Source organism: Streptomyces sp. cg36 (assembly GCF_041080675.1).
Classification (GTDB): Bacteria; Actinomycetota; Actinomycetes; order Streptomycetales; family Streptomycetaceae; genus Streptomyces.
This window is the reverse complement of sequence record NZ_CP163521.1, coordinates 145,022-171,944: the sequence shown is the minus strand read 5'-3', so window position 1 is coordinate 171,944 and position 26,923 is coordinate 145,022. Positions and strand designations below refer to the sequence as shown.

The 26,923-nt window shown below is 72.7% G+C and carries 21 protein-coding genes and 1 pseudogene; 14 read left to right on the top strand and 8 right to left on the bottom strand.

All coding sequences use genetic code 11. The features are described from left to right. Positions 1-98 precede the first annotated feature (98 nt). Genes AB5J87_RS38770 through AB5J87_RS38760 form a run of 3 tightly spaced genes read left to right on the top strand, consistent with a single transcriptional unit; the run spans position 99 to position 2,955 of the window. Entirely contained in the window at positions 99-518 is a 420-nt protein-coding gene (locus AB5J87_RS38770) for an amino acid ABC transporter permease (RefSeq protein ID WP_369384024.1), read from the top strand. A 5-nt stretch (positions 519-523) separates the two neighbouring features. After that, positions 524-2,365 carry an alpha/beta hydrolase gene (locus AB5J87_RS38765; RefSeq protein ID WP_369384196.1) on the top strand — a complete coding sequence of 614 codons (1,842 nt, stop codon included), beginning with the start codon at positions 524-526 and terminating at the stop codon, positions 2,363-2,365. After that, the gene (locus tag AB5J87_RS38760; protein WP_369384023.1) at positions 2,362-2,955 is read left to right on the top strand and encodes a hypothetical protein; all 594 of its coding nucleotides are present in this window, start codon (positions 2,362-2,364) and stop codon (positions 2,953-2,955) included. Before AB5J87_RS38765 ends, AB5J87_RS38760 begins: the two co-directional genes overlap by 4 nt. 53 nt (positions 2,956-3,008) lie before the next feature. Here AB5J87_RS38760 and AB5J87_RS38755 read toward each other — a convergent pair whose 3' ends face one another. From AB5J87_RS38755 to AB5J87_RS38745, 3 genes are all read right to left on the bottom strand, one after another. Then, positions 3,009-3,185 carry a hypothetical protein gene (locus AB5J87_RS38755; RefSeq protein WP_369384022.1) on the bottom strand — a complete coding sequence of 59 codons (177 nt, stop codon included), beginning with the start codon at positions 3,183-3,185 and terminating at the stop codon, positions 3,009-3,011. Between the two features lie 103 nt (positions 3,186-3,288). Continuing rightward, entirely contained in the window at positions 3,289-3,996 is a 708-nt protein-coding gene (locus AB5J87_RS38750) for a M24 family metallopeptidase (RefSeq protein WP_369384021.1), read from the bottom strand. 212 nt (positions 3,997-4,208) lie between these two features. Further along, positions 4,209-4,934: a VOC family protein gene (locus AB5J87_RS38745; protein ID WP_369384020.1), complete on the bottom strand. Its 726-nt coding sequence runs from the start codon at positions 4,932-4,934 to the stop codon at positions 4,209-4,211. 467 nt (positions 4,935-5,401) lie between these two features. On the opposite strand from AB5J87_RS38745, the pseudogene AB5J87_RS38740 reads away from it, so the two are divergent. The 7 genes and pseudogenes from AB5J87_RS38740 to AB5J87_RS38710 all read left to right on the top strand — a co-directional run bounded on the left by AB5J87_RS38740 (position 5,402) and on the right by AB5J87_RS38710 (position 16,201). Beyond that, positions 5,402-6,332 (top strand): annotated as a pseudogene (locus AB5J87_RS38740) (IS5 family transposase). Between the two features lie 657 nt (positions 6,333-6,989). After that, positions 6,990-9,047, top strand: coding sequence for a PIG-L family deacetylase (locus AB5J87_RS38735; RefSeq protein ID WP_369384019.1), 2,058 nt, complete (start codon positions 6,990-6,992; stop codon positions 9,045-9,047). Positions 9,048-9,555: 508 nt separating this feature from the next. Continuing rightward, positions 9,556-12,036, top strand: coding sequence for a class III lanthionine synthetase LanKC (gene lanKC, locus AB5J87_RS38730; RefSeq protein ID WP_369384018.1), 2,481 nt, complete (start codon positions 9,556-9,558; stop codon positions 12,034-12,036). 514 nt (positions 12,037-12,550) lie between these two features. After that, positions 12,551-12,661 (top strand): class III lanthipeptide, encoded by a 111-nt coding sequence (locus tag AB5J87_RS38725; protein WP_369384017.1) that lies wholly within the window; start codon positions 12,551-12,553, stop codon positions 12,659-12,661. 126 nt (positions 12,662-12,787) lie between these two features. Continuing rightward, a complete protein-coding gene (locus AB5J87_RS38720) occupies positions 12,788-13,936 on the top strand; it encodes a YcaO-like family protein (protein WP_369384016.1) in 1,149 nt (382 codons plus the stop codon). After that, entirely contained in the window at positions 13,933-15,354 is a 1,422-nt protein-coding gene (locus tag AB5J87_RS38715; RefSeq protein ID WP_369384015.1) for a TfuA-like protein, read from the top strand. Before AB5J87_RS38720 ends, AB5J87_RS38715 begins: the two co-directional genes overlap by 4 nt. 148 nt (positions 15,355-15,502) lie before the next feature. Next, entirely contained in the window at positions 15,503-16,201 is a 699-nt protein-coding gene (locus AB5J87_RS38710) for a DUF4232 domain-containing protein (protein ID WP_369384014.1), read from the top strand. 67 nt (positions 16,202-16,268) lie between these two features. Here the strand turns inward: AB5J87_RS38710 and AB5J87_RS38705 are convergent, their stop codons facing one another. Next, on the bottom strand, positions 16,269-17,225 hold the full coding sequence (locus AB5J87_RS38705; RefSeq protein ID WP_369384013.1) for an oxidoreductase: 957 nt from the start codon (positions 17,223-17,225) through the stop codon (positions 16,269-16,271). Positions 17,226-17,331: 106 nt separating this feature from the next. Continuing rightward, positions 17,332-18,171 (bottom strand): helix-turn-helix domain-containing protein, encoded by an 840-nt coding sequence (locus AB5J87_RS38700; RefSeq protein ID WP_369384012.1) that lies wholly within the window; start codon positions 18,169-18,171, stop codon positions 17,332-17,334. A 245-nt stretch (positions 18,172-18,416) separates the two neighbouring features. Between AB5J87_RS38700 and AB5J87_RS38695 the strand changes: the two genes are divergently transcribed. Further along, positions 18,417-18,815, top strand: a complete 399-nt coding sequence (locus tag AB5J87_RS38695; protein WP_369384011.1) for a DUF6299 family protein — start codon at positions 18,417-18,419, stop codon at positions 18,813-18,815. Between the two features lie 67 nt (positions 18,816-18,882). Here AB5J87_RS38695 and AB5J87_RS38690 read toward each other — a convergent pair whose 3' ends face one another. Together AB5J87_RS38690 and AB5J87_RS38685 are read right to left on the bottom strand one after the other, a co-directional pair. Continuing rightward, positions 18,883-22,554, bottom strand: a complete 3,672-nt coding sequence (locus AB5J87_RS38690) for a thioester reductase domain-containing protein (RefSeq protein WP_369384010.1) — start codon at positions 22,552-22,554, stop codon at positions 18,883-18,885. Positions 22,555-22,761: 207 nt separating this feature from the next. Beyond that, positions 22,762-23,454: a FadR/GntR family transcriptional regulator gene (locus AB5J87_RS38685; protein WP_369384009.1), complete on the bottom strand. Its 693-nt coding sequence runs from the start codon at positions 23,452-23,454 to the stop codon at positions 22,762-22,764. Between the two features lie 342 nt (positions 23,455-23,796). On the opposite strand from AB5J87_RS38685, the gene AB5J87_RS38680 reads away from it, so the two are divergent. After that, positions 23,797-24,033: a chaplin gene (locus AB5J87_RS38680; protein ID WP_369384008.1), complete on the top strand. Its 237-nt coding sequence runs from the start codon at positions 23,797-23,799 to the stop codon at positions 24,031-24,033. Between the two features lie 162 nt (positions 24,034-24,195). On the opposite strand, the gene AB5J87_RS38675 is transcribed toward AB5J87_RS38680, so the two are convergent. Then, positions 24,196-24,663, bottom strand: a complete 468-nt coding sequence (locus tag AB5J87_RS38675) for a MarR family winged helix-turn-helix transcriptional regulator (protein ID WP_369384007.1) — start codon at positions 24,661-24,663, stop codon at positions 24,196-24,198. Positions 24,664-24,764: 101 nt separating this feature from the next. On the opposite strand from AB5J87_RS38675, the gene AB5J87_RS38670 reads away from it, so the two are divergent. Together AB5J87_RS38670 and AB5J87_RS38665 are read left to right on the top strand one after the other, a co-directional pair. After that, a complete protein-coding gene (locus tag AB5J87_RS38670) occupies positions 24,765-25,715 on the top strand; it encodes a dioxygenase (protein WP_369384006.1) in 951 nt (316 codons plus the stop codon). Positions 25,716-25,845: 130 nt separating this feature from the next. Next, a complete protein-coding gene (locus AB5J87_RS38665; protein ID WP_369384005.1) occupies positions 25,846-26,781 on the top strand; it encodes an NADP-dependent oxidoreductase in 936 nt (311 codons plus the stop codon). The last annotated feature ends 142 nt before the right edge of the window (positions 26,782-26,923 follow it).

Genomic DNA, 26,923 nt, shown 5'->3' with positions numbered 1-26,923 from the left:
CCACCACCCCCCGGTTTGCGCTTGCGCACGCCCCCGCCCGCCCGCGTAACGTCGTCTCGGGGCGGCGCAAGAGGGTCGCACGGGCCACGGGGGAGTACGTGTACACGCAGAGCTGGCAGCGGCTGCTGGACCAGGCCGGGCAGCGGCCGGAGGCGATGTCACTGGCGTCGGTGGGGCCTGCGGGCTCCGGGTCCGCCGACGGCGAGCTGAAGCACAGCGCCAAGCCGTGGTCGGACGCGGCGGGCACGGTCCACAGCCTCCAGACGGACACCACCAAGGCCAAGGACACCCTGACCACGGCCCACGCCGGTGCCGAGGCGGGCACGGCGGGCCTCGCGTGCATGGGCGCGCTCACGTCCGTACTCGCCTCGTGGGAGCTGCGGCTGACGGCTGTTCACCGCGAATGCGCGTCGTTGGAGCCTGCCCTGCGCGAGACGGCGCGGGCGCAGGGTGAAGTGGACGCGGGCGTGAAGTCGGCACTCGCTCAGTACTCCGCGCCGTCCGGCGAGGGGCGGTGACGGGGATGCTCACCTGGCAGCAGCTGCACGACCTCAAGTGTGCCGAGCTTCTGAACGCCGCCGACGGCTGGGGCGCCGTCAGCTCCCAGGCCGACGCGGCCCGGGACCGGATCAGCAACGAGATGATCCGGGGCCTGGAAGCCACGCAGAAGGGCGTGGCCGCGTCGGCCGCCGTCGACCGCCTGCGGCGGCTGGACCGCAACTACGACTACATGCGTACGGAATGCGGACTGGTCCGTACGACACTGAGCTCGCTCGTCCACAAACTGATCGGATTCCAGGGCCAGTTGAAGAGCGCCTTGGACGACGCCGCGAGTCTCGGCTTCACGGTCGCGGCGGACGGCTCCGTGAGCTATCCGGCAGCCGGGAAGAACCTGATCACCCATGAGCCGCTGGCCGGGGGAAGCGTCACGGGCGGCTCACCGCTCCTCACCGGTCCGCCGTCCCTCGGCGGCCCGCAGCCCGGCCTGATCGCTCCCAACCCCCACCACGCCAAGGCCCAGGAGATCGCCACACGCATCCAGCGGGCCCTCCAGGCCGCCCACGAGGCCGACGAGCACTTCAGCACCGTTCTGGGCCGCCTCAAGGCCGAGCCGGACCTGGACGTCACCGACGCGACCTGGAAGGACGCGGCTGCGGACCGGGCGGCGGTACGTGACGCGTCCGGCGAGTACGTGAAGAGCACGATCCCGACCGGCTCGTCCCCGGCCGACCGCCGCGACTGGTGGGCCCACCTGTCCCCTTCCCAGCGCGACGAGTACCTGGCGGCGTGCCCCGACATCATCGGCAACCTGGACGGCATTCCGGCCACGGTTCGCGACGAGGCCAACCGGGACAATCTGCGGCTGCTGATCGGCAAGCTGTCGGGGGTGGACAGCGAGGAGGCACGGGCGAAACTGGCGGGGCTGCGGTCGATCGACGAGCAGTTGCGGGCGGCGCCCGCGCCGGGCGTCCCTCCGATGTACCTGCTCGGCATCGGCGACCAGGGAAACGGCCGCGCCATCGTGGCATTCGGCGATCCGGACACCTCCCGCAACGTCTCCGCCTACGTCCCGGGCCTGGGCACGAAGCTGGACAAGGGCTTCGCGGAGGGCACCGTCAACCGCGCGCGTGACACGGCCCTGGGCGCGCGGGAACTGGACCCCTCCAGCGCGGCGATCGTCTGGCTGGGCTATGACGCACCGCAGAGCATCGACGTCGCGTCGACCAGTGACGCCGAAGCGGGCGCGCCCGCGTACAACCAGTTCATGGCGGGGATCTCCGCCACGCACGAGGCGGGTGACCCGCACATCACCGCCATCGGCCACTCCTACGGTTCCCTCACCGTCGGTCTCGCCGCCCAGCGCGGTGGCATCCCCGGCGCCGACGACATCGTCCTGGTCGGCAGCCCCGGGACGGAGGCGAAGACAGCCGCGGACCTCGGCGTCGGCAAGGACCATGTGTACGTGGGTGCCGCGAAGAACGACGTCGTGACCCAGCTCCCCACGAAGGCCGAATCGGGCGGCTCCGTGCTCGGCAGCGTCATCGGCCTCGGCACCCCGCTCGGCCCCGTCGAGGGCGCACGGCTCGGACACCAGGTCGGGGAGGCCGTGGGCGGCGGCCCCGACCAGCTCTACTTCGGCACCGACCCGGCGAGCCACGAGTTCGGCGCCCGGCGGTTCGCCACGGGTGACGGCCCGTTCATCATCGACGCGGACAAGCTCAAGGACCTGGACATCGGGCACTCCGTCGACTTCGACGCCCACTCCCACTACTTCACCCCGGACAAGGACAGGGTTTCCGCCCGGAACATCGCCCTCGTCGTCGCGGGCCAGGGCGACGCCATCAGCACCCAGGACCCCCGATGAGGATCCACCACGGCGTCGCCGCCGCGCTCCTGCTGCTCACCGCCGCCACCGGTTGCAGCCCGACCCCGCGCTCCCCCGAGAGGAACCAACCGGCCATGGACATGCAGCAGGGCGCCGACCAGGCGGACACGATCCTGGGGCGGACCCTCGCGGCGATCAGTCCCGAACTGCGGTGGCTGCACGGGCCGTCGACCGATGCCTCGTGCGAGGACGACGGCGACGCTCCCAAGGGCACCGGAACCGTGAACCGCCGCATCCAGATCCAGACCGTGGTCTCCCCGGCGCGCCGCGCCGGTCTGCTCGGCATGGTCGAGCGCGACTGGCGGAGCCGCGGCTACACGATCACGAACGTGAACACCCACGAACGGTTCCCGTCCGTCGTGGCGTCGACCCCGGACCACTTCTCCCTGGAGGTGTCGGTCGGCGGGGAGGGCCAGTTCTTCTTCGGCGCCACCACCCCGTGCCTCACCCGCACCCCCGTCGCGACCCCCACCACCCAGCCCAACACCCCGGAACGCCCGGGCCAATACCCTCTCCGCCCCCGCATCCACGACGACTTCTGGTCCGCGACGGCTCCCGTACGTACGTGAACACGAGGCACCCGCGAAGCCGGTCGGGCGGGCTGTCGTGCGAGGGCGTCCGATCAGATGCGTACGAATCGCTTGGGGTCGGCCAGGTAGCGGTCGAGGTCCGGGTCCTCTTGGATGGGGAAGTATTCGTCGTAGATCCGCCATTCCGGGGCGAGTTCGGCGCGCAGCCGGTCGAGCGTGTGGCGTACCGCCTCGTTGAAGTCGGCGCACTCCGCCTCGCGCCTGAGCACTTGGGCGCCTGAGCACAGGTGCCGGGCGGCTTCGCCCCCCATAGGGGCGCTTCGGGGCGCCTCGCACGACGCAATGCGCCCCGAAGCGCCCCACCATCCCCCGTCACGCCAAATCGAGAAGCTGCTCGTAAAACCCGCCGAACCCACGCTCCCGGTCCACGAAGTGGAGTTCCAGGATCCAGTGGCAGGTCCGGCCCTTGCGGTCGGTGCGGCGCAGTGGGTTGTCGTTGTCCGGGGTGATGTACGACTCGGCCTTGGCCCCCTCGTTGGTCTCGTGCGGGAACTCCCCCACGAGGTGCCCGGCGTGCCAGATGCCGATCTCCCAGCCCGCCTCGGTGGCCAGCCGCTCGACCTCGGCGTGCAGTTGCTTGCCCGTGATGTGCGGATCGGCGGCGAACGCGGCGCGTCCCGCGGCGAAGACGCGCGGCAGGTCGGCCAGGAGCCGGTGCTTGGCGGGGTCGGTGCCGAAGACGTAGGTGCGGCCGAAGTCCGCCTCGTACTCCTCGAAGATCGGGCCGAAGTCGGCGAAGGCGACGTCGTCCTCGGCGATGATCCGGTCCGGCGGGTTGTCCCGGTACGGCACGAGGGTGTTGGGGCCGGAGCGGATGATCCGTTTGTGCCAGTGCTTGGTGGTGCCGAACATCTCGTTGGCCAGGTCCCGGATGCGGTCGCTCGCCTCCCGCTCCCCGACCCCCGGCGCGACCAGGCCACGCGCCTCCACCTCGGCGAACAGCGCGATCGCCTTCTCCTGCGCCGCCACCAGCCCCGCGACGCGCGCGTCCTCGTCCGGTACGGAAACCTCGATCGCCATGGTCAAGTCCCCCTGCTCGTCCTGTCGTGCCGCACCGACAAGTTGCGGCATGTGCCAGCCTAGCTGACCCATATGGTGTACATTTGCGCGCCCTGATGGGTCGTCAGTGCCGCATATGCGGTGGGCCCTCGCACCGCTCGCCCAGCCTTCGGCCCTGCTGCTCCCGTCGCCGCGGCTTCCGCCCACCGCCCGCCCGGAGCCCGCCGTACGCGTCAGCCGCCGGACCCGTTCGGCCGGAGCACCCGGAACTCGTTCCCATCGGGGTCGGCCAGCGTCACCGCGCCCTCGCCGTCGCGCTCGGGGCCGAGGCGCTTCGCCCCGAGCGCGAGCAGGCGCTCGACCTCCGCCTCCTGGTCTTCGTCCGGTACGAGGTCGAAGTGCAGGTCCTTGCCGGGGTCCGGCATGCACGGCGGTCCGCCCCACGTGATCTTCGTGCCGCCGTCCGGCGACTGGATGGCGGTCTCCTCGTCCTGGTCCCAGACCAGCGGCCAGCCCAGCGCCTCGCTCCAGAAGTAGCCCACGGCCTGCGAACCGTCGCACGCCAGCGCTCCGGCGAGGCCGCAGCCCGCGAGGAAGTCGTTGCCCGGCTCGATGACGCAGAACTCGTTGCCCTCGGGGTCGGCGAGCACCACGTGGGAGGCGTCCGGTCCCTGGCCGACGTCGGCGTGGTGCGCGCCCAGTGCGAGCGCCCGGGCCACGGTCTCCCGCTGGTCCTCCGGGGAGGAGCTGGTCAGGTCGAAGTGCAGCCGGTTCTGGGCGGTCTTCTGCTTCTGGGAGGGACGGAAGCGGAGGCGGTATCCGGCGTCGTTCCCGGACAGCAGGGCGATGCCGCCGTGCGCGTCGTCGGCTCGCTCCAGGCCCAGGACGCCGGACCAGAAGTCCGCCAGGCGCCCGGGCTGGTGCGCCTCGAAGGAGATTGCGGAAAGTCGGCTGCTCATCGCGCCACGCGTCCTCGGTCCGTTGTGTGCCGACCGAGTGCCACCTGAGCGCCAGACCGCCGGCGGGGCGCGGCGTCGGCGCCCCGGACGTTGATCCTATGAGCGGGGCGGCTCGCTCGCAGCCGAGTATCGCGCGGGCCCGGGTGCGCACACCGCCCCGCGCCCGTACGGCACGCGTCCGCACCACTCCAGCAGAGCTGACAGGTCGACAGGTCCGCACGGAAAGACGACCGCCGGAACGACAAAGGGTCCTGGTCTCCCGTACGGAGACCAGGACCCTCGGTCAAAGAGCGCTGGGCAAGCCTTGCACTTGCATCTCCCCACAGGAAGTGGGGCGCCTTTCCTTGGACCACCAACGCCGGGCCCGCAGCTGCCCAGTTGGCGACTGCAAGCTCAACAAGATCCAATCTAGGCGCTGTTTCTTGGATCTCCTGACAGGTGTGGGGTGTTGGGGTCACGCTGGCTGTATGGGTCGTGGGGATCTGACGAATGCGGAGTGGGATCGGCTGGAGGCGTTCTTGCCTCGTGGTGGTGCTCGTGGGGGTCGGTGGAGTGATCACCGTCGGGTGATCAACGGGGTGTTGTACCGGGTGCGGACGGGTGTGCAGTGGCGGGATCTGCCTGAGCGGTTCGGGCCGTGGGAGACGGTTTATAAACGTCATCGCCGCTGGTCAGCGGATGGGACGTGGACGATGCTGCTGTCGAAGGTGCAGGCTGCGGAGGACGCCGAAGGGCGGATCGACTGGGACGTGTCGGTGGACTCCACCACGGTGCGGGCTCACCAGCATGCTGCCGGTGCGAAGAAGGAGCCGCCCGTTGTGATTCCTCAAAAGGGGGTCGCGTCGGGGACGAATCAGGTCGATCCGGTTCTTCGGAAACTGGCCGTCCGGCTGGAGGAGGTGGTCAGATCGGCGAGTGCCTGGGACGTTCCCGCGGGGGTTTCACCACCAAAGTCCACCTCGCCGCCGACGGACGCTGCCGGCCCCTCTGTCTCGTCCTGACACCTGGTCACTACGGTGACGGCCCACAACTCGAGCGTGTGCTGGAGCGGTTGTCCGTGCCCCGTATCGGAGTTGGCTACCCCGCACCCGGCCCGACCGTGTCCTGGCGGACAAGGCCTACACCTCCCGCAAGAACCGCCGCTACCTGCGACGACGCGGGATCCGCCACACCATCCCCGAACGTCTTGACCAGCAGCGTCACCGGCACAACCGAGGCTCCCGGGGCGGCCGTCCCACCGGCTTCGACAGCGAGCGTTACAAGAAACGCAACACCGTCGAACGTGCCATCAACCGGCTCAAGGGCTTCCGTGCCGTCGCCACACGCTACGAGAAACGGGCCTACATCTACCTCGGCACCATCACCCTCGCAGCCCTCACCATCTGGCTCCGAACATGATCCAAGAAACAGCGCCTAGACCATCCCCCGCGCCTGCGCCAAACCCGCCCGCCGGTGGCCCGTCCACCCCCACCAGAAGGAACAGTGACTCCGGTCCGGCGCCGGTTCGGCGGCGCCGAGGGCGCGCCCCGTCCTTCGGCACCTCTGCACCGCGGCCCGGCCGGCGGCCCGGGTCCAGGTCGGCGCGCGGCGCTTCGCGGCCCGCGCCGGGACGCTCTCCGCGCAGAGGGGGAGGCTCGGGAGCGGTCGCCCGGATCGCCCGGATCGCCGGAGCATCTCGGCCGTCACCGTCAGACCTCACGCCCGAAGTGACCCACTATGTCCGGTATTCGCTTGGGTTCCCGGAGGCGCGCACGCGTCCCCACCCCCCAACACCACCCCCAACCCCCCGCCTTAACCACTTCGCATGGCAGCAGCCGGACAACTGTTACATGGCCGATGGATCACCTACGTGCGCGCTTTATAGCGTCACCACGTCGCTCGCACCCAGCGCCACCCGATCGGCTCGACCAGCAGTACTCCGCCGGCCCGGGACACGCCGTGCTGCGCCTCGGGCAGACCGCCGCACCGCCCATGTGCGCCTCTCCGGAAGTCCCGGAGTCGTGCGCGGCGGCGCACCGCCCGTAAGCCTGCCCGCCGACCCGTGAAAGACCTCCCGTGCCGCCACTGCCCGCTCGCCGCGCCCTCGCCGTCGGTCTCCTCGCTCTGACCGCCGCGATATCGGGCTGCACTCCCGGTCCGTCCTCGCTCGCCGCCGCGCCGGTCAACAAGCGCGGCACGGTGCAGGCCGCCCAGGACGGTGCGAGCGGGGTCCGGGTCATGCAGATAGTGGCCCACCCGGACGACGACCTGTACTTCATGAACCCCGAGCTCCAGCAGTCCATAGACGCCAACGACCAGCTCGTCAGCGTCTACGTGACCAGCGGCGAGGCCGAGGGCGTCAACAAGGTTCCCGGCCGCAAGGCCCCCAAGCCCAATGTCGCCGACTACGCCGGTGCCCGCCGACAGGGCCTGCGCCAGGCGTACGCGCTGATGGCGACCGGTGACACCAAGGCGCCCTGGACGCGGCAGGCCACCGCGCTGCCCGACGGCACGCCCGTAGAGGTGGACGCCCTCAGCAACCACCCCGGCATACGGCTCGTCTTCCTCGGCGTGGCCCAGCACGCGGCGCTCCCCGGCCGGGCCGCCAACCGTGATCTTCAGCGGCTGTGGAACGACCCCCGGATCCTCACGCGGACGCTGGTCGGCACCGGCTCCCCCGTCCAGGCGTCGCACAAGGTGAGCCGCGGCGGGCTGATAGACGCGCTGACGTACCTCCTGAACAGCTACCGGCCCACGCTCGTGCGCACCATGGACCCGGACCCGGACATGCAGATCCGCGACGCCAAGCACCGCGCCCACCACGACCAGCGCGGCTACTCCGACCACCCCGACCACACGGCCACGGCGCTGTTCACCTACGCCGCGCTCCAGCGCTACCGCGCCCCGCACGCCGTCACCGCCTTCCGCGGCTACTACAACGAGCGCTGGCCGCAGGCCCTGCCCGCGCAGCTGGTCCGCCACAAGGCCGACGTCCTCAACGCCTACGGGGGCTCGCCCAAGGGGTGCGACGCCAAGCTGTTCGGCGGCTGCGGCGACTACGACGTCGGCCGCGACCGCTCGTACGGCACCGGCTGGCTCCAGCGCACCTCGCTGCGCTACCCGACCGCCGCCCCGCAGCTGCGGCAGGCCCCCGACGGGCGGCTCACCGCGTTCGCCGTCCTCGGCGGGCAGGCCGCGATGTGGCAGGAGACCGCACGCGGCAGCGGACAGTGGACGGCCCCCAAGCTGCTGCCCGGCACGGGACTGCTGCCGGGGCTGACGGCCTCGCTGACGAAGGACGGCCGCTGGCAGCTGTTCGCCGAGCGCGTCGTCGCCCTCGGCCCCGGCCCGGGGAACAACCGCCGCGAGATCGTCACCACGGAACAGCCGCGCAAGGGCGCGCAGTTCCGCGCCTGGTCCTCGCTGGGCGCCCCCGACCGCGACCCCGACCACGGCCGCCGGGTCGGCGGCCCCGTCGTGACCCGCGGCGCCGACGGCACCACCTGGCTGTTCGTACGCAACTGGGCCAAGGCCGTCTCCGTACGCAAGCAGGCGCCCAACGGCACCTGGAGCGACTGGACGAACCTGGGCGGCGGCGAGGTCCAGGAAGGGCTGAGCGCCGTCACCGACGCCAAGGGAGCCGTGCACGTCTTCGGCGCCGGCCACCTCACCGTGCACCACTGGGCGCAGCAGGGTCCGAACGGGCCGCTCGTCCTCGTCCCCACCGGCCTGCCCGCCCCGGCCGACCCGCCGACCGCGCTGGCGCGGCCCGACGGTTCGCTCCTGCTCGCCTACCGCGAGGCCAGGACCGCCCGTCTGCTCGTGCGCGCCCTCCCGGCCGGCGGCGGTGCGTGGCGCGACGAACACATCGACCTGGGCAGCCGCGGCTACGGCCCGCTCGCCCTGCACTCCATACCCGGCGGGGTGCTGCTGGCCGCCCGCAACAACGACGGCGGTACGAGCCTGGCCACCCTCGGCACCGGCCGCGCCCCGCAGTGGAGCACCGTCCCCGGCGCCGTGGTCGGCGCGGCGTCCCTGGCGACGGACGCCGCCAACCGCCCGGTCCTGGCCCGCCTGGCCCCGGACGCGACGCTCCACACGTCCGCGTACGCGGTGGACGACCACCGGCTCTGAGGGGCGGGGTGGGTGGCGGGCATCCCTCGGGCATCAGCCCGCGTGACCGCCGCCCGTGAGCACCGGCCCCGATGACCACCGGCCCACGGGCACCGGCGTGGCCGCCCGTGAGCATCAGCCCGGGTGACCACCGCCCCGAGACCTCCCGGGTCCCCGGCTCCCCGGTTCCCCGGACGGCGCCCCGGCCCCCACCCGCCCCGTCGCGCGGCCCGCGCATGGGGCAGCACTGCGGCGCCTGGTCAGGGAACGGCCTGGAGCACGGCCCTCACGCGCCCAACACCCGCCCGCGGGGCCCCCGTTCGCTCCACGAAGCCGCAAGCCCGGCACCCCCACGGCGTACGCGCCCGGCGCCTCACGCGGCCCACGCACCCGGCACCTCCATGAGGCGCGAACCCGGGACCGGACGACCGGGACCGGGTAATCGCGGATTTTCCCTTTTGTGCGCGCGGCGCAGGATTGCTTCCGCCGCCCCGGCCACCGCCGCCGCCATCCGCAAGGAGCACATCCTGTGGGACTCACCGGATTCGATCTGCACGCTCTCGCGCACCCGCTGTTCTACGACTCGCCCGAGCGCGTCGGCGACGCGGAGAGCCGGTGGGCCGCGCCCGGGACCGGCGACGGCCGCCTCACCACGGGGCACGACGTCTGGACCCGGGTCACCTACGGCAGGCCGCTGCCCGCCCAGGGCTGGAAGGTGCACGTCTCGGCGACGCCGGACAACGCCCAGCGGATCCTCGACCTGACCGCGGCGATCTGTGCCGGACGGCGGACGGACTTCAAGTACCTGCGCAGCCGCGCGCTGCTGGGCGCGTTCGGCTCCAAGTACGCGCACCGGGGTTCGGCGGGCAAGTTCCTGGCCCTGTACCCCACCGACGAGGCCGACCTGAAGGACCTGCTGGGCGAACTGGCACGGGCCCTGGACGGGTTCGAGGGCCCGTACGTCCTGTCGGACCTGCGCTGGAACGACACCAGCCCCGTCTTCCTGCGGTACGGAGGGTTCGCCGAGCGGTGGACCACCGGCGGGGACGGCAGGCCCGTCATGGCGATCGCCGCGCCCGACGGCACGCTCGTGCCCGACCGGCGCACCGCCGCCTTCGAGATACCCGACTGGGTCGACGTGCCGGTGTTCGTCTCCGAGCGCATCAAGGAGTTCGCCCGGACCACCCATGTGGACATGCCGTACACGGACGTGGAACCGCTGCAGTTCTCCAACGGCGGCGGTGTGTACCTGGCCACCGATCCCGCCACCGGGGACAAGGTGGTGCTGAAGGAGGCGCGCCCGCTCGCCGGCACCGACGGGCTGGGCGAGGACGCCGTCACCCGGCTGCGGCGCGAACACGACGTGCTCGCCGCCCTCGCCCCCACCGGCGTCGTGCCCCGGGTGTACGGCTACCACGTGCTGTGGGAGCACCACTTCCTGGCCCAGGAGTACGTGGAGGGCCAGACCCTGACCGAAGCCGTCCTCTCCCGCCACCCGCTGCGCAGGCCCGACGCCGCCGCCGAGGACCTGCGGGCCCACACCGCATGGGCGCTGGACATCGCCGGACAGGTCGAGCGGGCACTGGCCGCGGTCCACACCCGGGGGTACGTCTTCGGTGACGTCCACAGCAACAACGTCCTCGTGCGCCCCGACGGCCGCATCACGCTGATCGACGCCGAGGCCGCGTACCGCAGGGGAGAGGCCCGTACGGGGCTGCACGGCGCGGCGGGGTTCGCCGCGCCGCGGCACACCCGCGGAACCGACGTCGACACCCACGCCCTGAACGCGCTGAAGCTGAACCTGTTCGCGCCGCTGCTCGCCCTGTGCCCGCTGGACGCGGACAAGCCCGCGCAACTCGCCGCATGGGCCCACCGGCACTTCCCCCTGCCAGACGGCTACGCGCACCGGGCCGCACGGCATCTGGCCAGGGCCCGCGGCCACGAGGCACGGCCGCACCCGCTCGCCGACGTGCCGCCCGAGGACCGCGCACGGCTGATCGCCACCGCCATCGCCGCGTCGGCGACGCCGGACCGCGACGACCGGCTCTTCCCCGGCTCACCCGGCAGCACCGCGCCCGGCGGCGGCACCGGCGTCCAGTACGGCGCCGCGGGCGTCCTCTACGCCCTGCACGCCACCGGCCAACCCGTCGACGGCGCGTGGACCGACTGGCTCCTGCGGGCCGTCGAGCGGCCCCCGCGCGCCGGCACCAGCGGCCTGTTCGACGGGCTGCACGGCACCGCCACCGTCCTCGACCTCCTCGGCCACCACGACGCCGCCGACGCGCTCCTCGCCCGGGCCGTCCGCCAACGGCCGCACGGGCTCGGCCTGTTGACGGGGCTGCCCGGCGCCGGGCTCTCCCTGATCGGCTTCCACACCCGCCGCGGGGAGCCCGGACACCTCGACGCCGCACGGGACATCGCCGCCTCCGTCGCCGCCGACCTCACCGACCGCCTCCCCCAAGGGTCCGGCCCGACCGCCGGAAGCGCGGGCGCCGCCCTCTTCCTGACCAGCCTGTACGGGGTCACGGGCGAGGCGCACCTGCTCGACCTCGCGGCCCGGGCCCTGCGCTCCGACGTACACAACGCCGGGCTCCTGGCGGCGGACGGCACCCCGGGGTCCGTCTCCTTCGCCACGGGCGCCTGCGGCACCGCCCGCGCGCTGCGCGCCTTTCTCACCCACCGCCACGACGACGAACTCGCCGCAGCGCTCGACCGGTGCCGTGCCGCCGCGCGGACCCCACTGGCGATCGCACCCGGGTTCCTCAACGGGCTGGCGGGCCAGACCTACACCCTGGCCCGCCTGAACGACCCCGCCGACCGCGACGCCGTCACCGAGCGGACCGGCGACCTGTGGCGCTATGCCGTTCCCTGCCACGACGGCGCCGCCTTCCCCGGCGACAACCTCATGCGCCTGTCCATGGACTTCGCGAGCGGCAGCGCGGGCGTCCTCCTCTCCCTGGAGAGCTCCCGCCTGGGTGTGGACCTGCTGGCCCCGCTGCTCGCCGGCTGAGGCCGCCCGCCCCCCATCGAGGCTTCCCGGGCCGATCCGCGTCCCGGGCCACCCCGCCACATCCGAAAGGAGGTACCAGCTGATGGAGATCCTCAAGCTCCAGGCCCTGGAGGCAGCGGTCGACGTCGACGAAGACCATGCTGCCGTCCATCACACGACCAGCGCCGTCACGGTCACGACCGTCGTCACCATCATCTGATCCGTCCCACCGATCCGAACAGGGGGAACGCCGTGGAAATCCTCAAGCTCCAGGCCATGGACGCCAAGGCCGAGACCGAGGAGAGCTACGCGGCCGGTACCGGCGTGAGCACCGTCGTCACCGTGACGACCATCTCCACCATCATCTGAACCGCGGCTGTGAACCACAGCGGAAAGGAAGGAATTCCGTGGAAATCCTCAAGCTCCAGGCCATGGACGCCAAGGCCGAGACCGAGGAGGACCCCGCCGTCGTCCTCGGCGTGACCATCACCACCACCCCTCCCACCAGCACCGCCGTCTGAACAGGAGAACGCTCATGGAAATCCTCAAGCTGCAGGCCATGGACGCCAAGGCCGAGACCGAGAACAACGCGATCCCCACCACCATCACGCTGACGACGGTCACCACCTCGTCGACCGCCATCTGACGCGGCGCGATCCGATCCGGTGCGGGGTCCGCCATGCCCGGTCGTCGCCGGGCCCGGGCGGACCCCCGTACCGGGGAGGCGGAGTCGGAGGAGCGCCGAGGAGCAACAGGAGTCAGGAACCCATCCATGAACGGGCAGAAGAGCTATTTCACGGGCACGCACCGCGTATGCCCGCCGGAGCGGACCTGGGAGCGGATCGCCCCGCTGCTCCCCGCCTTCGGCATCACCCGTGTCGCCGACATCACCTGGCTGGACGACATCGGCATACCGGTGTACCAGGCGATCCGCCCCAACGGCCGTTATCTCTCGGTCTATCAGGGAAAAGGGCTCGACCGGATATCGGCGAAGGTCTCCGGCGCGATGGAGGCGATCGAACGCTGGCACGGCGAGCACCTCGATGTGCGCCCCGACCGGGTGGCGACCGCGCGGGAGGTCTCCCCCGAGCTGGGCTACCGGCTGGACGAGCTCACCCTGCACCCGCGCCACTGCCTCGATCCCACGAGCCGCGTCGCCCTGCGCCGGGCGCGGCGGCTGAGCGACGGGGCGGACACGTTCGTACCGCTGGACAGCCTCACCATCGACCTGCGGGTCGCCGACCGCTGGCAGCCGCCGGTGTTCCGGGGCACCACCAACGGGCTGGCGAGCGGCAACACCCGGGACGAGGCGACCCTGCACGCCCTGTACGAAGTGATCGAGCGGGACACCCTGGCCCGGCTCGGAACGGACCCCTGGTCGGTCGTGGACCCCGAAACGGTGCACGGCCACAGCCGCGACCTGCTCGACCGGTACCGCGCGGCGGGGGTGAAGGTGGTCATCGGCGCCCTGCCCTCGCCGCTGGGCGTCCCCGCCTTCAGCGCCACGGTCTGGAACGAGAGCTTCCCCTCGCCCCGCAACGGCTTCGGCTGCCATCTGGACCGGGACGTCGCACTGTGCCGGGCCCTCACCGAAGCCGCGCAGGTACGCGTCTCCTACATCGCCGGATCACGCGACGACCTCCAGGAGCACGAGTACCGGGACATCCGGCGCGCCATGGCGGGACCCGGCGGGCCGACGGTGGTCGAACCCGCCGCCGGGCCCGGTGAGCACATGGCGCTCGTCGACTTCGAGAAGGTCGAGTCGCGCGCCGTCGTCGACCTGCGCCAAGAGATCGACGAGCTCTGCGCGAGAGTCCTCGACGCCACCGGCCGCTCCCCGCTCGTCGTCGACCACACCCGTGCGGACCTGGGGATTCCCGTGGTCCATGTCCTCTGCCCCGGCCTGACCTTCCCCCTGTGAGCGAGACCGCCATGACGCAGCTCCACCTGTTCCTCGGCCCCACCCTCCCGGACGTCACCGGCCTTCCGGGGATCCGGATCCTGCCGCCCGTCGCCGCCGAGGACCTGCTCCGGCTGCCCTTGCGGGAAGGGGACGTCGTCGGGATCGTCGACGGCTACTTCCACCAGCAACGGCCGGTGCGGCACAAGGAGATCCTCGCCGTCATGGCACGCGGGGTACGGGTGCTCGGCTCCTCCAGCATGGGCGCGCTGCGGGCCGCCGAACTCGACGCGTACGGGATGCGGGGCGTGGGGGACGTCTACGAGGACTACCGCGCGGGGCGCATCGACGCCGACGACGAGGTGGCCCTGCGGCACGGTCCGCCCGAGAGCGGCTACCGGGCGATGTCCGAGCCGCTGGTCAACATGCGGGCGACGCTGGCGGCGGCGGTGCGCGAGGGGGTGTGCGACGGCGCGGGAGCACAGCTGATCGTCAAGGCCCTCGCAGCCGTCCCGTACGCGCGCCGCGACTACCGGATGCTGCCCGAACTGGCCGACCGCGTCGGCATGTCGCGCCAGGACCTCGCCGGGCTCGGCGCGTACTGCGCGCGCCACGCCGTGGACGTCAAACGGGCCGACGCGCTCAGGCTGATCGACCTCATGCGCGAACCGGCGCCGACGCTCCCGCGCCCACAGGTGAACCGCACCACGCACCTCGTCACCTGGGAGCTCGCCGCCAGGCGGCCCCACCGCCCCGGGGACACGGCCGCCTCCGCCTCCGGCCCGGGCGACCTGGAGGCCCTGCGGGTGCTGCAGCTGTTCGCGGCCGACTACCCCGCCCTCCTGCGACGGGAGCGGCTGCGCTGGATCGCCCGGGAGTGCGCCGGGTCGTGCGGGCCGTCCGCCGCGGCAGAGGACCCGGCGGCGACCGCGCTCGCGCACGGCGTGCACCGGGGCGTCTACCGCCTCGACGGCGACCGGCCCGGCGACCTCGGCTTCCTGGACCGCTGGCTCGCCCCGGACGAGCTGACCCGCAGCACCCGGCAGGAGAAGCTGGAGCGGTTCCTCACCCGCAGCTTCCGCACCGCCCCCGGCGTCCTCCCGGACGGGCCGCTCCTCGACCGCTTCCAGCAGACCCCGGGATTCGCGTACGCGGCGGAGATCGCCCAGGCGTCGTACGAGGTGGAGGTGGAGCGGACCCGCCGGGATCCCGCGTACTCCTGCGCCCAGCTGTCACCGGCCCCGATCATGCGGCTGCTGACCGGCCTGTGGGGCAGCACGGAGGCGGACGCGGACTTCCACGCCCTGGACCGGGGCTTCGACTCCCTCCGGGACGCCGCCGAAGCCGCCCGGCCGTTCTACCTCCTCGTCGCCTGCGGCCCCGATCTCGCGAAGCTGTGCGAGCTGGAACGACCGGGCCCGACCGCTCAACTCCCTTGATCTGATTGCCCGTTCGGGCAACCACACGCGGTCCGAACGGGCAACCCGCCTGTGACAGAACGAAGACGTGGCGGACGACCCCCTGTGACTCGGTGCGAGATACAAATACTTCAGACCGCACGCACAGAGCCACTTCTGGGGGAACACCGTGACGTACACCCGCACCGCCGCACTCGCCGCCATCGGCCTCGCCGCCGCCCTCTCGCTCACCGCCTGCGGCGGCGACGACTCCGGCTCCGGGTCCGGCTCCGCGAAGGACACGTCCGCCAACGGCACCCCCGCCGCCCCGGCGGCCGACGGCGGCGCGCAGTCGCAGGGCGGCGCGGGCTCCGGGGGCGCGCAGGCGGGCGACGGTACGACAGGATCCGGCGGGAACGGCGGGGCCCAGGCCGCCTCCAACGGTTCGGCGAAGACCACGGGCAAGGGCCAGTCCGGCGGCAAGGTCACCTTCTGCAAGACGGCGAACCTGGCCATCTCCGCCCGGTACGCCGCGGCCGGCAAGACCGAGGGCAGGATCAACGTCACCATGGTCAACCGGGGTGCGGCCACCTGCTCGGCCACCGGTTTCGCGGGCGTCGACATCAAGGACGCCGACCACACCTCGAACCCCGTCGAGCGCGGCAGCGCCCAGCCGCGCATCACCACCCTGAAGCCCGGCGAGGCCGCCGTCTTCGACCTCGCCTACACGATCGACCCGAGCGGCAAGAGCCTCGCGTCCCCGACCAACATCCTGGTCACGCCCCCGAACGAGACCCACACCGCGAACCTGAAGTGGCCCTCGGGCGCGGGCGCGATCAAGGGCGCCTACACCGACGTGCAGGTCTACCCCACCCACACCGCGGAGTAGCGGTGCCCGCGGGCACGGGACCCACCGTGTGCGCGGCCGACCGCCGACCGCCCCCGGCCAACCTCCGTCAGCCCGCGGCCCGCTCCGCGGGGAAGTCGGCGCCGAGAGTGACCTCCCGCCACTCCTCGAAGCCCGACTTGAGGGTGTCGAGCTTGGCGGTGGCGAGGTCGTACGCGGCCCGGCCCAGCAGCAGGCGCAGCGGCGGGCGTTCGTGGGTGACCGCGCCGATGACGGCCCGCGCGGCCCGCTCCGGGTCCCCGGGCTGGTGGCCGTAGGTGGCCAGGGTGCCGGTACGGCGGGCGCCCGCGGTGGACGCGTAGTCGCCGATGGTGGTGGCGGACTGGCGCATGGAGGGCCCGGACCAGTTCGTGCGGAAGGCCGCGGGCTCGACGATCGTCACCTTGATGCCCAGCGGGGCGACCTCGGCGGCGAGCGCCTCCGAGAGCCCTTCCACCGCGAACTTGGTCGCGTGGTAGTAGCCGGTGGCGCCGAAGCCGAGCAGCCCGCCGAGCGAGGAGACGTTCACGATGTGGCCGGCGCGGCGGTCCCGCATGCCCGGCAGGACGGCCTTGGTGGTGTCGGCCAGGCCGAAGACGTTGGCGTCGAACAGCGCGCGCACCTCGTCGTCCTCGCCCTCCTCGACGGCGGCCAGATACCCGTGACCGGCGTTGTTGACCAGGACGTCGATCCGCCCGAGGACGGTCTGTGCCCGGGTGACCGCGGCGGCGATCTGCCGGGGGTCGGTGACGTCGAGGGGCAGGGCGAGGGCGCGTTCGCCGTGGCCGCGGACCAGGTCGGCGACGGCGCGCGGGTCCCGGGCGGTGACCACCGCCCGCCAGCCGCGCTCCAGCACGGCACCGGCCAGCGCCCGGCCCAGGCCGGAGGAGCAGCCGGTGATGAACCAGACGGGCAGATCGGCGGATCCGTCGGCGGACCGTTCGGCGGCGGGGTCGGCCGACCGGTCGGCGAACTGGTCGGCGGACTGGTCGACAGGCGTGCCGGTGTCAGGGGCAGGGGTGCTCATACGAGGTGTGTCCTTCGGTCGGGATGCCGGGCGAACCGGCGAACGGCGAATCAGCGGAGAGGGGCCCACCAGAAGGGGCCTCAGCGGAGGGGGCTCAGTGGGGGCCTCAGCTGGAAGGGTCGTCCGTGAACGGGAAATCGGCGTAGGGCGCGTCGGCGAGCAGGTTCAGCGACCGCTCGGCGGCGGTGCCGGGCTCGGCGCGGTAGACGACGAGGTGCTGGCCGGGCGCACTGTTGACGGAGAAGGTCTCGAAGCCGAGGGTGAGGTCGCCGGCCAGCCGGTGGTGGAAGCGCTTGGCCGAGGCCGTCTTGGCCCGGACCTCGTGGCGCGCCCACATACGGGCGAAGTCGGGGCTGCGCACGGCCAGTTCACCCACCAGCTCCCGCAGCCGCTGGTCGTCCGGAGCGGGGTTGGCGGCCCGGAGCGCGGCCACGCACCCCTGGGCGACGACGGGCCAGTCCCGGTAGAAGTCGCGGGCGGCCGGGTTGAGGAACATCGCCGTGATCAGGCTGGTGTCGCTGCCGAGCCACGAGAAGAGGGCCTCGCCGAGGGAGTTCACGGCGAGCAGGTCGAGGTGGCGGCCGTAGAGCAGGGCCGGGGTGTCCGCCCACGCGTCCAGCAGGGCCACCAGCTGCGGACCCGCGTACTCCCTGGCGGGCCCGGAACGCCCGGGGTGCGGCGGATCGACCAGTCCGCGCAGATAGGCGGCCTCCTCGTCGCCCAGCAGCAGGGCGCCCGCGAGGGCCCGCAGGACCTGCGGCGAGGGATTGCGCTCGCGCCCCTGCTCCAGCCGTACGTAGTAGTCGGTGCTCACCCCCGCGAGCACCGCGATCTCCTCGCGCCGCAGCCCGGGGGTACGGCGCGCCCCCGCGGGCATCGCGTGGTCCTCGGGCCGCACCAACGCGCGCCGGGCCCGCAGGAACTCACTCAGCCGGTTCGTGTGCATGCGTATCAACGTAGGCGCGGACGGCCCGGGGCGGGTGGCCGTGGCACACCCACCCGGCGGGGGTCCGGTCGAGCACCCCCTGCGGGCAAATCACCCGATTGCCTCTCATTACCCCCGTAACCACCCGAGGGAAGTGGCGTTAGAGGTCACGCTGATACGTGTGTGCGGGGGCCGCCCGCACCTTTCGGGCGTGTGGTGGAAGGGGATTGCTGGTGCGAGGAAGCCTTGTCGCCGGTGGGGCCGCTGTGGTTGCCGGAGTCCTGCTGGCGCTGACCGGTCCGGCCGTCGCCGCCGGATCCGGGGCCGTGACCGCCGACACCGTCGGGACCGTGGCCCCGGACGGGACCGTCACCCTCTCCGGCACCTACCGCTGCACCCTCACGGCCCCCGGCCCGGTCTTCATCTCCAGCAGCGTCCGGGTCGGCAACGTCCGGTACGGCATCGGCGGGACGGCGGCCAACTGCGACGGCGCCGAGCACACCTGGACCAACCACGACAGGCCGGGCTTCGGGGGCCGCGTGACGCCCGGCCCGGCCGAGGTCGACGCCACCCTCGTCCAGCTGGACGGCCGCGGCGGCCTGCCCCTGCCGTCCGTCGTCGCCTCCGACCGCCACGACGTCGACCTGCGGTCCACGGCCGGGTAGCCGGTAGCCCGACGAGACGTCCTCCCCCTGGCTCGGGCATTCCTGCGGGTCCGTGTGGGTCACGGGCTCACACCAGGCCCCGCCCCCGCAGTTCCGTCACGTACCTGCCGATCAGGGCCTGTGACAGGTGGGGGATGGTGTGTTCGCCGTCCGGGGACGCCGCCCGCACCGCCGCGCGGAAGCGGGGCGACGGGAGGGCGGAGCCGTTGTGGGGCTGTTCCGGGGTGGTGAAGGCGTGCAGCAACGGGAGCAGTGAGTGCTGCTTCTGGCGGTCGGGCAGGCTCTTCAGGGCTGTTTCGAAGCGGGTGAGCCACTCGGTGTGGTCCTCCACCCTCGTCAGGGGGTGGCCCGTCGCCGCCAGCCAGTCGACGACCGTGTCCAGCGAGATGCCGTCCTCGTGCGGGTTGACCACGTTGTACGTCCGGAAGCCCTCCCGCACGGCGTCGCCCAGCGCGGTGACGGCCCAGGCGGTGAAGTCCACGGGGAGCGCGTCGTAGTGTGCGGCGGCGCTGTGTGCGGCGGCCTCTGCGGTGTCTTGGGCGTAGAAGCTGCCGGGGGCGATCCCGGTGGCCAGGAGGCTCAGCACGAGGCGGGTGAAGACGTCGGAGACGTTGAGCTGACCGGTGTGGCGCGGGTGCGCGAGGATCAGGTTCGAGCGCAGGACGGTGACCGGCAGGCCGAACGTGTCGTGCGCCTCGCGCAGCAGCACCTCGCCGGCCCATTTGGCCGCCGCGTAACCGTCGGCGTACTCGCCCCGGAGGTCGCGCGTCGCGCAGGCGGTGCGGATGTCGGCGGACTCGTCGGCCGCCGCCGCGTTGCCGAAGACGACGGCGACCGTCGACAGGTAGGTGAACTGCTTGATCCGGGAGGTGACCGCGAGCCGGATCAGCTCGGCCGTTCCCCGTACGTTGGGGCCGAACAACTGGCCGTACGGCAGGACGTGGTTGACCTGGGCCGCCGGGTGGACGATCAGGTCCACGGTGTCGGCCAGCCGCCGCCAGGTCGCCGCGTCGAGCCCGAGGTCCGGTTCCCCGATGTCGCCGGGGACCACCTGGAGGCGTCCGGCGGCGGCCCTGCGGTAGCGCTCGACGAGTTCCGGGTCGCCGCTGTCGAAGGCCGCGTCGAGCCGGGCCCGGGCCGCCTCGGCCGACGCGCCGCGCACGACGCACACCAGCGTGCCGTCGCGCTCGGCCAGCCGCTCCAGCCACTCCAGGCACAGGAAGCGGCCGAGGTAGCCGTTGGCGCCGGTCAGCAGGACGGTCCTGGCCCCGGGCAGCGGACCGGCCGGCCGCTCGGCGGCCCGCGCGAGGGCCTCCGCGCCGAGGAACGCGTCCAGCCGCAGATCGCCCGCGTCGAGCCGGGTCGAGCCGGGGCCGTGCACGCTGTCGGCGGTGGGGCGGCGGTGCTCCTGGGCGAGCGCCCGCTCGATGTGCGCGGCCACTTCCCGCAGCGTGTTGACCGGACTGATGACGACGTCCACGGGCACGTCGACGTGGAAGACCTCCTTCAGCGTCTGTGAGAACGTCAGCGCGGTGAGGCTGTCACCGCCGTGTTCCAGGAAGCGCGTGCCGGGCTCCACGGCCGCGTCCTCCTGCCCGAGGAGCGCCCGGACCGTGCGCAGCACGGTGTCCAGGACCGGCCGGCCGGGGTCGCCGCCGGTGCGGCGCAGGGCCCGCAGTTCGGTGGCCTCGCGGTCGGCCAGCTCGGCGTACAGCGCTTCGAGTCGCTCGCCGTACCGCTTGGTCAGGGCCGGTCGCAGCGGCTTGCGCACGGCGGAGAGCAGGCCGTTCTCCTGGCTGAACGGCTCGGTCTCCACCAGGACGTCCCGGGGCACCTCGTACGCGTCGAGCCCCGCCTCGGCCGCGAGGCCCCGCAGGGATTCGCGCAGCAGCGTCCGTACGCGCCGGACGTCCCCGTCGGCGCCGTCGAGGACGTCCCGCGTGGGGACGACGACGGCGAGCAGATGGGCGCGGGCGCTGTTGCCGTACAGGAAGACCTGCCGGACGCCCGGAGCGGCGTGGAAGAGCGCCTCCAGGCGGGAGACCGTCACGAACTCGCCCTGCGACAGCTTGAGTACGTTCGCGCGGCGGTCCACGTACCTAAGCTCGCCGGGGCCGACGCGGGCCATGATGTCGCCCGTACGGTAGTAGCCGTCCTCGTCGAAGACCTCGGCGGTGGCGTCCGGGCGCCGGAAGTAGCCCGGAACGAGCCGCTCGGACCGGACCAGCAGCTCGCCCCTGGGGTACGGGGAGTCGGTGGCGAAGTAGCCCAGCTCGGGCACGTCGGCCAGCTTGTGGCCGGTCACCGGCGGGGACAGGACGCGGCCGTCGAGGAAGACGATCCCGGCCTCCGTCGATCCGTACCCGTCGAGCAGCCGGACGTGCAGACAGCTCTCGACGAACGCCGTCGTCTCCGCGCTCAGCGGGGCGGAGGCGTTCACGGCCCACAGGAGCCGGCCGCCCATGATCTTTTCGCGCAGGTGGTGGCGGATGTGGTGGTCGGTGGTGGGTGCGGGGGCGGGGTGGGCCGCGGCGCCGGGGTCGGGCGCGGGCCTTGGGTCGGCCGCGGGCTCGGCGCCTGCGTCGGCCGCGGGCCCGGTCGCGTACGTGCCCGTCTCCTCACCGCGTGACACCTCGTCCCGGTAGTGGCGCAGGAGCAGGTCGGCGATGCGGGGCACCATGACGAGCTCGGTGGGGCGCACCAGCGCGAGGTCGTCGAAGAGCGTCGACAGGTCGCCGGACGCCACGAAACAGGCCAGGCCGCCCTTGGCGAGCGTCCCGAACAGCACGCCCCTGCCCATCATGTGACTGAGCGGCAGATAGTTCAGGACGATGGCGGGCCGCGCGGCCTGACCGGGTACGAAGTCGACCCAGAACTGCCGGACCACCCGCTCGGTGTACATGGCGCCCTTGGGGCTGCCCGTGCTGCCGGAGGTGTAGATGAGTGTGCTGAGGGTGTCGGCCGCCGATCCCTCGGGGACGCGCGGGGCCGGGGGCAGGGTCCGCCCGCGCCCGACGACCGACGCCAGGGTTTCCAGGGTCACGCCCCTTCCCCGTACGGCGAGTTGGCGGCGTACGGAGTCCAGGGCCTCCTGGCGGGCGGTGGCTTCGGCGTGGTGGCCGATCACGATGATCCTGGCCAGGGAGGGGGTGCGTGCCGCGAGGTCGAGCGCGACTTCCAGGTGGTCGGGATCGACCGCGAGCAGCCGCGGCGCGGTCTGCTCGACGAGGGGGGCCAGGTGTGCGGCGGAGGCACCGGCCGGCAGGGGCACGGACACCGCGCCGGAGCGGACGCAGGCCAGGTCCACCATGGTGTATTCGGCGCCCGGACGGCCGAGGACGGCGACGAAGTCACCCGGCCGGAGCGGGTGTTCGGGGTGGTGCAGCCACTCGGAGGCCACGGCGCCGACGCGTTCCCAGAGCTCGCCGTAGGTGAGGGTGTCGAACCGCTCCAGGAGCCGCAGCGCGGTCCGGCCCGTGTCCGGATCGGTCACCGCCTCCGTCGCCCGCTCGCCCAGAGCGGGGCGGTCCGCGTACGCCTCCATCACCGTGGCGACGAGAGCGGCGAGCGGCAGCCCGGGCCGCCGGATCGCGGCCGAGACGTCCTCCAGGGGCGCGGTGTCGCGGAACTGCGCGTCGGTGGCGTACAGGTGGGCGGTTCGTACGGCGGTACGTGCGTCGAGTTCGTCGGCGGGGAGGGGGAGTTCGTCGGTGGGGAGGGGGAGGGGTAAGCGGGACATGGGTGGGCTCCTTCGGGGCGGAGGGGGTGTGCCCGTGGGCGGCCGGGGGGTGCGGTCGCCGGGGGCGCCTTGCGGGCGGGGCAGTGGGTGAGCCGGTCAGTGGGCCGCCGGGTCCACGGGCGGCCGGGGCGACGGGCTGCCGGGTCCACGGGCGGCCGGGGCGACGGGCTGCCGGGTCCACGGGCGGCCGGTCAGCAGGCGACCGCGTCAGTGGTCCCCGCTCTCGTACTCGCCGGTGAGCCGGACGATCGCCGCCGCCGCGCCCCGCGCCTCCCCCGCGTCGCGGGCCTCGATCGCGTCGACTAGCCGCCGGTGCAGCCGGGCGTGGTCCTCCGCGTGGGCGGCGTCCCAGGTCATGCCGCCCGGGGACGAGGTGAGCGCCGTACCGAGGTAGTCGTACACCTCGACCAGCAGGTCGTTCCCGCTCGCGCGGACCACGGCCCGGTGGAACAGCGCGTCCACGTTCGTGGCCGCGGCGGTGTCCTCACCGGCCGCAGCCGCGTCGGCGTCGGCCAGCAGCTCCCGCATCTGCCGCAACTGCGCCTCGTCGCGGCGCAGTGCCGCGGCTCCCGAGGCGTACTCCTCCAGCACGGTCCGCAGCTCCAGCACCTTGTCGCGCTCGACGGAACTCGCCCGGCGGACCATCACCGACTGGAGCTCGCTCGACGAGCGGACATAGGTGCCGTCCCCGGCCCGGGGTTCCAGCAGCCCGAGGTGGACGAGCGCGCCGACGGCTTCCCGCAGGGTGCTGCGCCCGACGCCGAGCTCCTCGATGAGGACCTGCTCCGAGGGGATCCGCGTCCCCACCGGCCAGCCCCCCGCCTCGATGTGCGAGCGGAGGCTGTCGACGAGCTGAGCGGACAGACTGGCGGTCCGTCGCGGTGCGTTGATGGGCTTCATGGCACCACCGTACACAAACATCAGACGTTTGAACATCAGATCTGATGAGAGAAACTAAGGCATGCCTAAGCGGCGGCACGACCGCCCGGCGAGCGGCGACACGGCCAACCGGTGGGCGGCGACACGGCCAGCCGGTGGACGAAGATCTCCCGGCGGGAGTCCCGGCGCACCGAGCCCGAGCCGTCCCACGGCGCGGCACCCGGTCAATTGATCCGTTGATCTGTTGATCCGTGAGGGTGAATCCCGCCCCGAAGGAACGATCATGTGAGCCGAATGTCCGGCCGGGCATGGTCTGCTGATGCCCGATCACGACATTCCTTACATCCTCGAACTGGGGTAGACATGCGCATTCGGACGTCCATCGCCGCCCTTGCCCTGGCCTCGGCCGCAGCCCTCTCCGGCGCCGGTGTCGCCGTGGCCGACGCCGGTGCGGACGGCGTCGCGGCGGGCTCGCCCGGCGTTCTCTCCGGCAACGTGGTGCAGATTCCGATCCACGTGCCGATCAACCTCTGCGGCAACAGCGTGAACGTCATCGGCCTGCTCAACCCGGCCGTCGGCAACACCTGCATCAACAAGTAGCCAGCCGCCGGCGAAGGCCGTGGCCCGCGCCGGTGGATGTCGACGACGGCATCCACCGGCGCGTACGCCACGGCCTTCGCCGTGCCCGCCGACGGCTGCCGATGGCTGCCGACGACTGCCGACGACTGCCGACGACTGCCGACGATCGCACTCAGCGTGTCGTCACTCCAACTCCTGGCGCAGCGTCGCGGCGATACGCGTGAGCGCGGCCTCCAGGCTGCGGCGCTGGGCGGCGCTGAGGGGGTCGAACACGAGCCGTTTCACCTGCGCCACGTGTTTCGGCGCGCTGTCGGCCAGCTTCCGCCGGCCGGTGTCGGTCAGGGTCGCGAGGGTGTACCGGCCGTCGCCGGGGTCGGGGCGGCGGGTGGCCCAGTCGCGGGCCTCGAAGCGGTCCATCAGCTTCGACAGGCGCGGCTGGGTGCTGTCGCAGACCCGCGCCAGATCGCTCAGCCGCATCGTGGCGTCGTCCGCCATGGACAGCCGGGCCAGCACTCCGTACTCGAAGTTGGAGATGCCCGCGTCCCGCTGCAACTGGCGGTCGAGGGCCGCCGGGAGGGCGATGACGACGGTGAGGAGCTCCTGCCACAGGGCCTGCTGGTCGTCGTCGAGCCAGGGTGACTGGGTGTTCATGAGCCTCATCATACTTGCCCAGGCAACCTGAATCACTTGCCTGGGCAAGTGATTGTGGGTTAGCTTCTCACTTGCCCAGGCAAGTGAAGGAGCTGATGTCCATGCCCACCGCCCACAGCCCGGCCGCCCCGAACGAGCCGTCCTCCCCGAACGGCCCGGCCTCCCCGAACGGCCCGGCCTCCCCGAACGGCCTGACCTCCCCCTACCCGTTACGCGGACCGGCCGCCGCGTACGACGACCTCCTGGCCCGCGTCCTGCCCGAGGCGCGCGAGCAGCGGGTGTGGACTCCCTCCGACGGCCCCATGCCCAGCCTCTTCGTCAGCCACGGGGCCCCGTTCACCCTCGACGACCCGCAGTGGCTCGCCGAGCTCCACGACTGGGCCCGGTCGATGCCCAAACCCCGGGCCATCGTCGTCGTCTCGGCCCACTGGGAACACGCGCCGGCCGCGATGTCCGGGGCCGCGGCGGGCACCCCCCTGCACTACGACTTCAGCGGCTTCCACCCCCGCTACAAGACCCTCCCGTACGCCACCCCCGACGCCACCGGCCTGGCGCGGCGCCTGACGGGAGTGCTGGGGCGCACGCCGGTGCACGAGTTCACCGACCGGGGCCTCGACCACGGCGCCTTCATCCCGCTCATGGCGATGTACCCGGCGGCCGACGTGCCCGTCGTACAGCTGTCGATGCCCGGCCTCGACCCCACCGCGCTGCTCCGGCTCGGAGCGCGGCTGCGGCCCCTGCGCGACGAGGGCGTACTCGTCCTCGGCTCCGGCTTCATGACGCACAGCTTCGACGTCTTCCACGAGCCGGAACTCGCCGCCCACACCACTGCCTTCGACGCGTGGGCCGTCGACGCCCTGGGCCGCGGTGACGCGGACGCCCTGGCCGACTACCGCGACAAGGCGCCCGGCGCCGCGGTCGCCCACCCGACGGCCGACCACTTCGTCCCGCTGCTGCTCACCGTGGGCGCCGCCGACGACCCCGCGAGCGCGGTGAGCGCCATCGACCGCATGGTGATGGGCAATTCCACCCGTTCCGTGCGACTGACCTGACGGCCTCGACGCACCTCACCCACACACCCACGCCACCCCACGCACCCACGCACCCACCCACCCACCCACCCACCCACCCACCAGATCCGCCCACCCACCGGCGGCATCCGCACCCCCCGAAGGAAGTGCCATGAAGGCCATACGTTTCCACGAGTTCGGCACCAGCGAGGTCCTGCGCCACGAGGAGGTCGACCGCCCGGTTCCCGGCGCCGGGCAGGTGCTGGTGCGCGTGGCGGCCACGTCGTTCAACCCGGTCGACGACCACATCCGCGCGGGTGTGCTGGCCGAGATGATCCCGGTCGCCCTCCCGTACGTACCGGGGATCGACCTGGCGGGAACCGTGGCCGAACTCGGTCCGGGCACAAAGGACTTGGCGGTCGGCGACGAGGTGGTGGCGATGCTGCCCCTCGACTCCGCCGGAGCCGCCGCCGAGTACGTGCTCGCCCCCGCCGATTCGCTGGCCCCGGCGCCCCGGTCGATCGCGCTGACCGATGCGGCGGCGCTGCCCCTGACGGGCCTGGCGGCCTGGCAGACGGTGTTCGAGCTCGCCGAGCTGAAGCCCGGCCAGCGCGTCCTGGTCAACGGGGCGGGCGGCGCGGTGGGCAGCCTCGTGGTGCAGCTCGCCGTCGGCGCCGGAGCCCAGGTGACCGCGGTGGACGGACCGCAGCACGCCGATCGCCTGCGGACCTACGGCGTGGATCGCGTCGTCGCCCCCCTCACCCTCACCGAGGGCCCGGCCGCCCTGGGCGGCCCCTTCGACGCCGTGGTCAACCACGTACGCGTCTCCCCCGAGGACCTCGCGCGGCTGACGCACTACGTCACCGACGGCGGGGTCGCCGCGAGCACGGCGGGCCCGATCCCCGAGGACACCGCACGCAAGGTGCGCAGCGCCGGCCTGTGGGTGCGCGGCGACCGCGGCCAACTGACCGAGCTGGTCACCAAGGTGGACGCCGACGAACTCCACCTCCACATCGCGGCCCACCGCCCCCTGTCCGAACTGCCCACGGTCCACGCGGACGCGAGCGCGGGACGCCTGCCGGGGAAGACGGTGGTGCTGGTTTCCTGATTCCGGGGGGGGGTGACACGGGTTGGGCGGCCTCGGGGATGGCCGCCCCACCTTGATTCCTTCCCGTGCTGCTTGAGAACGGAGGCGCCGGTACACCGAGCAATCATTGCCAGAAATCGCGTGCGCCGACTCTCACCAGGAC

Bases quoted from the DNA above. Each gene is read 5' to 3' on its own strand.
- AB5J87_RS38750 (WP_369384021.1), bottom strand. From the start codon at position 3,996: ATGGCGATCGAGGTTTCCGTACCGGACGAGGACGCGCGCGTCGCGGGG.
- AB5J87_RS38720 (WP_369384016.1), top strand. From the start codon at position 12,788: ATGAACGGGCAGAAGAGCTATTTCACGGGCACGCACCGCGTATGCCCG.
- AB5J87_RS38760 (WP_369384023.1), top strand. From the start codon at position 2,362: ATGAGGATCCACCACGGCGTCGCCGCCGCGCTCCTGCTGCTCACCGCC.
- AB5J87_RS38765 (WP_369384196.1), top strand. From the start codon at position 524: ATGCTCACCTGGCAGCAGCTGCACGACCTCAAGTGTGCCGAGCTTCTG.
- AB5J87_RS38675 (WP_369384007.1), bottom strand. From the start codon at position 24,663: ATGAACACCCAGTCACCCTGGCTCGACGACGACCAGCAGGCCCTGTGG.
- AB5J87_RS38725 (WP_369384017.1), top strand. From the start codon at position 12,551: ATGGAAATCCTCAAGCTGCAGGCCATGGACGCCAAGGCCGAGACCGAG.
- AB5J87_RS38685 (WP_369384009.1), bottom strand. From the start codon at position 23,454: ATGAAGCCCATCAACGCACCGCGACGGACCGCCAGTCTGTCCGCTCAG.
- AB5J87_RS38690 (WP_369384010.1), bottom strand. From the start codon at position 22,554: ATGTCCCGCTTACCCCTCCCCCTCCCCACCGACGAACTCCCCCTCCCC.
- AB5J87_RS38665 (WP_369384005.1), top strand. From the start codon at position 25,846: ATGAAGGCCATACGTTTCCACGAGTTCGGCACCAGCGAGGTCCTGCGC.
- AB5J87_RS38670 (WP_369384006.1), top strand. From the start codon at position 24,765: ATGCCCACCGCCCACAGCCCGGCCGCCCCGAACGAGCCGTCCTCCCCG.
- AB5J87_RS38745 (WP_369384020.1), bottom strand. From the start codon at position 4,934: ATGAGCAGCCGACTTTCCGCAATCTCCTTCGAGGCGCACCAGCCCGGG.
- AB5J87_RS38705 (WP_369384013.1), bottom strand. From the start codon at position 17,225: ATGAGCACCCCTGCCCCTGACACCGGCACGCCTGTCGACCAGTCCGCC.
- AB5J87_RS38680 (WP_369384008.1), top strand. From the start codon at position 23,797: ATGCGCATTCGGACGTCCATCGCCGCCCTTGCCCTGGCCTCGGCCGCA.
- AB5J87_RS38700 (WP_369384012.1), bottom strand. From the start codon at position 18,171: ATGCACACGAACCGGCTGAGTGAGTTCCTGCGGGCCCGGCGCGCGTTG.